Below are 6332 nucleotides of genomic sequence, written 5' to 3'. Positions count from 1 at the left end.
GCCGCGCGGCGCCGGCGGACACGGCTTCAGCGAGGCCGAGGGCGTCGGGGACGTCGAGGTCGGCCTCGAGGTGCATGGTGCCGTCGAAGGACACCTGGTCACAGACGAAGGTGACGTGCCGCTTGTCGGCGGCGGCTTCGATCTCTGCTGCCAGCAGTTCGGGCATGAACCTGGCCCGGGCGTGGGCCACCAGCCGCATAAGCTGCGAGGGGGTGACCCTGTTGGCGCACCACGCGGTCTGCTGGTCCACGAACGCCGCCGCCTCCGGTGTGAGGTCGACCGTGGTCTGGGCGATGACCCTGGCCCGCCACGCCATCACGTCACCCGTCAGGATCGCGGCCCACAGCTGCGGCAGCCGATAGCGGAGCTCGATGACGTCGGTGAGGTAGGACCCGACCGAGTCGCACGTCATCCCGAGCTTGGTGGCGACCTCGGGGATGCAGAACTCGTCGATGGCCGGGGACCCTTCACCTGCGAGGGTCTTGGGTGATTGGAAGCACCCGGCCGGGTCCTCTGATTCCGCGGCCGGGTGGAGTGCGACCCAGTGCGCAGCGAGCTGCATCGACCTGACGTCGGAGGCCCGCCGCAGGTCCTGCTCGGACCGCAACGCAGCCAGCACCTCGGCCGGAGTGTCCGGCAAGGTGGCGGTGGTGGCGGTCGCTGGCATGAGACAAGCCAAGCAGGGACCACCGACACTGAGGGCCCGAAATCAGCCTGTTCGCGGTGGCTGGGGAAAGTTCTTCGAGGAATCTTTCGGGACTGAGTCGATCGGACCGCCGTACGCACCCCGATCCGGACGCCCACCGTCCGGAAACGGCCCTACGGTGAGCCCATGACGACCGACACGAGCACCGACGCAAGCACCGACAAAGGGTTCGAGGTCAGACCACTGACGGCCGAGACCTGGCCGGCGTTCGACGCCCTCGTGGTGCGACACGGCGGGATCTTCGGCGGCTGCTGGTGCATCTGGTTCCACCCCGACGGCCCCGAGCGCGGCCAGGGTGCCGAGGCCAACCGGGAGCTGAAGAAGGCGTACGTCCTGGCCGGCGAAGCCCACGCGGCGCTGGTGATGGACGGCGACGAGGCGGTTGGGTGGGCGGAGTACGGCACGCCGACCGAGCTGCCCACCCTCCACCATCGCAAGCAGTACGACGCCGAGAAGGACTGCGACCCCGACTACCGGATCACCTGCGTCTTCGTGGACAAGAGATACCGCCGCCAGGGCGTCACCGAGCTCGCGATCCGCGGTGCACTCGACCTCATCGCGCAGGCCGGTGGCGGCGTGGTCGAGGCCTATCCGCACGACCTGACCAACCAGACGAAGAAGATGTCGTCGTCGTTCCTCTACAACGGCACCCGGCGGCTTTACGATCGGCTCGGTTTCACCTACGTCCGGCCCAAGGGGTTGAAGAACTGCGTGATGTCGATCGACGTGCCTGCACACCGGTGAGAGGGCTAGGTTCCCTGAGCATGGACATGATGAAGAGTGACGAGATTGTCGCGGCCGGGCTGGCCGACTGGCGCAAGCTGGCCCAGGGGCTGCATGCCCGCTACCTGGTCGCCGACTTCGGCGCCGGCGCCCGGTTCATCACTGCGGTGGGCGAGGCGGGCGACGCGCTCGGACACCACCCGAGCATCTCGATGGGCCAGGGGTACGTCGATCTCAAGCTGGCCACCGCCGACGCGATCTACCGCGAGGACGACGGCACCGAGCACATCGTCGAATGGGTGACCCAGCAGGACGTCGACCTCGCCCGACGGATCAGCGGCATCGCCGCCGACCACCAGCTCGACGCCGACCCGGCCTCGGTCAGCGTGTTCGAGCTCGGTCTCGACACGGCGCGCTCCGCGGCCATCGCACCGGTGTGGGCTGCCCTGCTGACGGGGAGCGCCGAGTCCCAAGGCCTCGGGTCGCCCAGCGATGAGGTCCGGGACGCCACGGGGCGCGTGCCCAACCTGTGGTTCGGCGACGCCGCCGAGGACGGCTCTCCGAGTCGGGGGTTCCACGTCGAGGTCTATGTGGCGCCCGAGGTGGCCGAGGAACGGATCGCCGCCGCGGTCGCTGCGGGTGGGACCATCGTCGATGACAGCGACGCACCGTCGCTCATCGTGATCGCCGACCACGACGGCAACAGGGGCATCCTGTGCGTCGCCCAGCCGCCGGCGAAGACGGACTGAGCCGCCAGCCGCGGCCCGCCCGTCCTAGTCTGGCCGCGTGATCAGCGAGGACTCCGAGGCGCTCGCGGGCGGCAACATGGGCGAGGTCTCGCGCCGAGGTGACACCGTGGTTCGGCCCGCGGGCGCGTGGACGCCAGCCGTGCATCGCCTGCTCCGTGAGTTGGTTGCTGCCGGCGTACGCGGCGTTCCCCAGCCCGTCACGATCGGGGAGGACCACGAGGTCCTGGGATTCATCATCGGAACGGTGCCGAACGACCCCACGCCTGAGTGGGTGTGGGCCGAAGCCGCGCTGCTGTCCTCAGCCCGCCTCCTGCGTCGGGCCCATGACGTCACATCAGGTCTCGACACGCAGGGGCCGTGGCGGTCGCCGGTCCGAGAGCCGGCCGAGGTGATCTGCCACAACGACTTTGCGCCGTACAACCTGGTCTTCGACAAGGGGGTCGTCGTCGGCGCCATCGACTGGGACTACGCATCCCCGGGTCCTCGGCTCTGGGATCTCGCGTACCTGGCCTATCGCATCGTTCCCCTGTCGTGCGGTGATCGGCGAGACGGGTTCACCGATGAGGAGCGTGCGCAGCGCCTGCGACGCCTGCTGGCGGCGTACGGCTGCGACGCCGAACCACGACACGTGAACGACGTCCTGCGGGACCGTCTCCTTGCGCTCGCGACCTTCAGCGACGACATGGCCCAAAGGCTCGGCAAGCCGGAGCTGAGCGAACACGCCGCCCTCTACCGGTCCGACGCGGCGGGTCTGACCACCACAGAACCGCCCGCGACCTAGGTTCGCGGGCGGCTCTTCGTCGCTGACACATCTCCGGGGGGTAGATGTGCGTCGACGTGGCGGCCGCTCGCCATGGGGTTCGAGCGGCCACCCCAAGGTTAGAACGAAGATGGGCCGTCACGAGGGCAAATGGACGAATCCCCTACGACGGTCTAGATCGGCTGGCTCAGGGCTCTGAGGTGACGGCGTCCTCACAGTTGTTTGGCGTACCAGCGGTCCGAGTATGGTCCGCCGGAGTGAGGCGGTGACTCGCGATAGCCGAGGGACTCGTAGAGCCGCTGCGACTCAACGAGGTCGTTGCGCGTGTCCAGGCGCAGCTGGGAGAGGCCCATGCCGAGTGCTCGCTGCTCGACCTCGAGCATCAGCCGCCGGCCCAGTCCTTGTCGGCGGAACCGGTGGTCGACGTGCAGCCGGCGTACCTCTCCGATCTCCGGCGTCACCCGGGCGAGAGCCACACAGCCGCAGACGACGCCGGCATCGGCGGTGGCCACGAGGAAGACCCCGTGAGGGGCGACGAGGTCATGAGACGGGTGTTCGGCCAGCGCGGCCTCGAGCTCTGCTGCGGTAGCAGGGCGCCGGTGGTACCTGCTGGCGACGTCGTGCAGATAGGCGCGCAGCGCCAGCTCAGCGACGCCCGAGTTCGGCGGGACTGCAGTGATCTGCACGTCTGACAGCACCCGTCGCATCAGCTCGATCTTCAGGTCCGATCCCTCGCGCAACGGCTCCCACTCACCCGTGGCCTCGAAGCCGCACTGCACATACAGCCGTCGGGCCGAGTCGTTGCCCTCGGTCACGTGCAGCTCGACCGTGGTGACGTCGCGACGTCGTGCGTGGTCCAGCAGCCAGGCGAGCAGTGATCGGGCACAGCCCTGACCCCGGGCCTCCGGCGCGGTCCACATCCCCCACACCATCATCCGGTCGGGCTCGTCGGGAGGATGCCAACCAGCCCCCATCGCGAGCCGGGTAGCTCCGTCGCGCACGACCAGGATCGGGCCGGACACGGACAGACGCCTTCGCCAGTCCTGCTCCGACTTCTGCTGGGACTCTTCCAGCGTCACGCCGAAGGCGTCAGGCGCGTCGGCCAGGGCTCGCAGCCGGATGTCCCGGAACCCCTGCCAGTCGTCGGGCCCGAGCTGCTCGATCGTCGTCATGGACCGACCCTCGCAGCCGCGGCGGCGTGGTGGCCACTGCATTCGGCGTACGGCGACGTCAGGCCGGCGCCCAGCAGATGCCGTAGCGGCGACCGGCGTCCCACTGCTCGCGGGAGGGTCGCTCCTCGGACCAGGTGAAGTCGAGCGGGTCCTCGGCGCGGGAGCGGGCGGCCGAGCGGCAGGCCGACTCCATCTGGACGCTGGCCGCGGCGACCGACGGATACGCCTTCCCGGCCAGCGGCACGGTCGAGACAGCCACCCACGAATGCGCCGACGAGCAGGGCACGCGCTCGAAGGAGGCAGCATCAGGGGATGCGGTCCCGCACATGGCGAACCGGTCCGAGGCGCCCACCATGCCCATCGAGGAGCGGGGGAGGGGCGCCAGCCTGCCGGCGCCCGCCAGGGCGACGACGTCGCAACGGAACCAGTCGGCCCCGGCAGCAGCATCCGTCACCGACGGGGTGAACCAGATCGCCTCCACCATGCTGAGGCGCACCTCCTCGGGCGTACCCCCGACATGGGCGCCCAGCAGGGACGTGCACGTGTCAGCCACCGACGACTGGACGGAGGGCGAGTCCACGGCCAGGAGGTGGCCGGACGAGACGAGCGGGAGCCGGCCGATCTTGTAGGTGTGCGAGGTGTGCTTCGCGGCGCACGAGACGGCCGTGCCGCTCACGGCTGGCGCCACCGCCTGCGCGAGGGTCAACCGGTGGCAGCCGTTCCTGGCCGGTCGGGGGGCAGGGGACGCGGTCGGCTGGACAGCGGCGGTCGTGGCGGGGACGGACGGGGAGGAGGACGTCGGCGATGCGGCCGGCCGGGCGTCCTGCGAGCAGCCGCCCAGCAGGAGCGCAACAAGCACTGCTCCCAGTCCGAGGAGTCTCATCCGGTCGTCCACGCCCAGCAGACGGAGCGCCGGTTGCCGGTCTCCCACTCGGCTTCGTGGAACCAGGTGTAGGCGAACTTGTACTGCAGCGGATACTCCAGCCACGCACTGACGGAGTCTCCGCAGTAGTCGCGGGTGGTGACCTCGACCAGCCGGTCACCGGGGTAGGGATCGTCGTCGGCACCCACCTTGATCGTCGTCACGGCACGCCAGGTGTGCTTCTCGCTGCAGGGGATCCGCTGGGCGCCCGGCACCGAGTCGCCGTTCACGCACGCCATCCACTTGTCATCGGGAAGGCCCGACGACATCAGACCCTGCGCGGTGTCGGGCAGGGTGATGAAGGACGTGGCGTCCTCGTTGCCGCCGACCACGTCACAGCGATACCAGCGAGCGCCCTCGCCCCAGGCCTTCTCCGAGGGCCGGAACCACGCCCACGACAACAGCGTCCGCATCACCATGCTCTCGTCGGCGCCGAGGAACTTCATGTAGGCCCTGGCACACGTCTTGTAGGCGAAGGCCCCCACCTTGGGATCGTCGTACGCCGCATCCTCGAGTCCAGCGGGCAGCGCACCGACCGCAAAGGTCTCGGCCGTGTGTTCCTCGGCGCAGTCCACGACCTCGACGGAGTTCGACGGTGCCGAGACGTCATCAGGCGCGAGCACCCGGCAGACGCCGAGCTCCGGGACCTCCACCGAGTCCGCGTCAGGGGTCTCGCTGCCGCTGGCGCTGCAGGAGCTGACAGCGAGCACGGCGGCGACGAGCGGCAGGAACAGCAGGCGGCCGGCCATCCGTCTCCTCGGAACTCGTCAGGCGCTGCGTTTCGTCACTGGCTCAACAGTGCGGCGATCGTACCTCCGAGCTCGTACGCCGAAGCGCGTTGCTGCTCGCCGACGTCGCCGAGGACCTCCAGTGTCGGCGCCGACTGCTGCCAGCCGAGCGCCTGCACGATCGAGTGCACCGAGCGGACCGCGCCGGTCGTGTCGTAACGACCATGGACCCACAGGCCGTATGGCTTCCGACCGCCCGCCGCGGTGCCCGCAGACCCGTTGTCGGTCAGTGCCCCGCCGGCCTCGAGGAAGATCGTGTCGAAGAAGTGCTTAACGGCCCCTGACATATATCCGAAGTTGGCCGTGGTGCCGAGCAGGTAGCCGTCCGCCTCGAGCACGTCGCCGGCCCGGGCGTCCAGCGCTTCGCGGACCACGACCTCGACGCCCTCGATCGAGTCGTCCCGCGCGCCGGCGACCACCGCGTCGGTGAGGGAGCGAACGGTGTCGGTCGGAGAGTGGTGGACGATCAGCAGACGAGCCATGTCGGGCAGCCTAGAGAAGGAGTAGCGTCG

Annotated in this window: 8 protein-coding genes; 3 read left to right on the top strand and 5 right to left on the bottom strand. The window is 69.5% G+C overall.

From position 1 onward, the window contains the following. Window positions 1-667: DUF222 domain-containing protein (locus tag VNJ48_RS13420; RefSeq protein ID WP_325602903.1), on the bottom strand; the 667-nt coding region annotated here is incomplete at its 3' end. 165 nt (window positions 668-832) lie between these two features. Here VNJ48_RS13420 and VNJ48_RS13415 point away from each other — a divergent pair. Genes VNJ48_RS13415 through VNJ48_RS13405 form a run of 3 tightly spaced genes read left to right on the top strand, consistent with a single transcriptional unit; the run spans window position 833 to window position 2959 of the window. Continuing rightward, window positions 833-1450, top strand: coding sequence for a GNAT family N-acetyltransferase (locus VNJ48_RS13415; RefSeq protein ID WP_325602901.1), 618 nt, complete (start codon window positions 833-835; stop codon window positions 1448-1450). A gap of 20 nt (window positions 1451-1470) precedes the next feature. Then, complete coding sequence (locus VNJ48_RS13410; RefSeq protein WP_325602899.1) at window positions 1471-2178, top strand: 4a-hydroxytetrahydrobiopterin dehydratase; 708 nt, start codon at window positions 1471-1473, stop codon at window positions 2176-2178. A gap of 37 nt (window positions 2179-2215) precedes the next feature. Beyond that, complete coding sequence (locus tag VNJ48_RS13405; RefSeq protein WP_325602897.1) at window positions 2216-2959, top strand: aminoglycoside phosphotransferase family protein; 744 nt, start codon at window positions 2216-2218, stop codon at window positions 2957-2959. A 191-nt stretch (window positions 2960-3150) separates the two neighbouring features. Here the strand turns inward: VNJ48_RS13405 and VNJ48_RS13400 are convergent, their stop codons facing one another. From VNJ48_RS13400 to VNJ48_RS13385, 4 genes are read right to left on the bottom strand one after another with little or no spacing between them, the layout of a single operon-like run. Continuing rightward, window positions 3151-4110 carry a GNAT family N-acetyltransferase gene (locus tag VNJ48_RS13400; protein ID WP_325602895.1) on the bottom strand — a complete coding sequence of 320 codons (960 nt, stop codon included), beginning with the start codon at window positions 4108-4110 and terminating at the stop codon, window positions 3151-3153. A 58-nt stretch (window positions 4111-4168) separates the two neighbouring features. Next, window positions 4169-4993, bottom strand: coding sequence for a septum formation family protein (locus tag VNJ48_RS13395; RefSeq protein WP_325602894.1), 825 nt, complete (start codon window positions 4991-4993; stop codon window positions 4169-4171). Then, a complete protein-coding gene (locus VNJ48_RS13390; protein ID WP_325602892.1) occupies window positions 4990-5781 on the bottom strand; it encodes a septum formation family protein in 792 nt (263 codons plus the stop codon). The genes VNJ48_RS13395 and VNJ48_RS13390 overlap by 4 nt, the downstream gene beginning before the upstream one ends. 35 nt (window positions 5782-5816) lie before the next feature. Beyond that, entirely contained in the window at window positions 5817-6302 is a 486-nt protein-coding gene (locus VNJ48_RS13385; RefSeq protein ID WP_325602891.1) for a flavodoxin family protein, read from the bottom strand. Window positions 6303-6332: the final 30 nt, after the last annotated feature.

It is taken from the genome of Nocardioides sp. (assembly GCF_035576065.1).
GTDB lineage: Bacteria > Actinomycetota > Actinomycetes > Propionibacteriales > Nocardioidaceae > Nocardioides.
This window is presented reverse-complemented; position numbering and strand designations above follow the sequence as displayed.

What these genes read in the sequence shown, in the direction of transcription:
- VNJ48_RS13390 (WP_325602892.1), bottom strand. Translation starts at nt 5,781, where the DNA reads ATGGCCGGCCGCCTGCTGTTCCTGCCGCTCGTCGCCGCCGTGCTCGCT.
- VNJ48_RS13415 (WP_325602901.1), top strand. Translation starts at nt 833, where the DNA reads ATGACGACCGACACGAGCACCGACGCAAGCACCGACAAAGGGTTCGAG.
- VNJ48_RS13395 (WP_325602894.1), bottom strand. Translation starts at nt 4,993, where the DNA reads ATGAGACTCCTCGGACTGGGAGCAGTGCTTGTTGCGCTCCTGCTGGGC.
- VNJ48_RS13385 (WP_325602891.1), bottom strand. Translation starts at nt 6,302, where the DNA reads ATGGCTCGTCTGCTGATCGTCCACCACTCTCCGACCGACACCGTTCGC.
- VNJ48_RS13400 (WP_325602895.1), bottom strand. Translation starts at nt 4,110, where the DNA reads ATGACGACGATCGAGCAGCTCGGGCCCGACGACTGGCAGGGGTTCCGG.
- VNJ48_RS13410 (WP_325602899.1), top strand. Translation starts at nt 1,471, where the DNA reads ATGGACATGATGAAGAGTGACGAGATTGTCGCGGCCGGGCTGGCCGAC.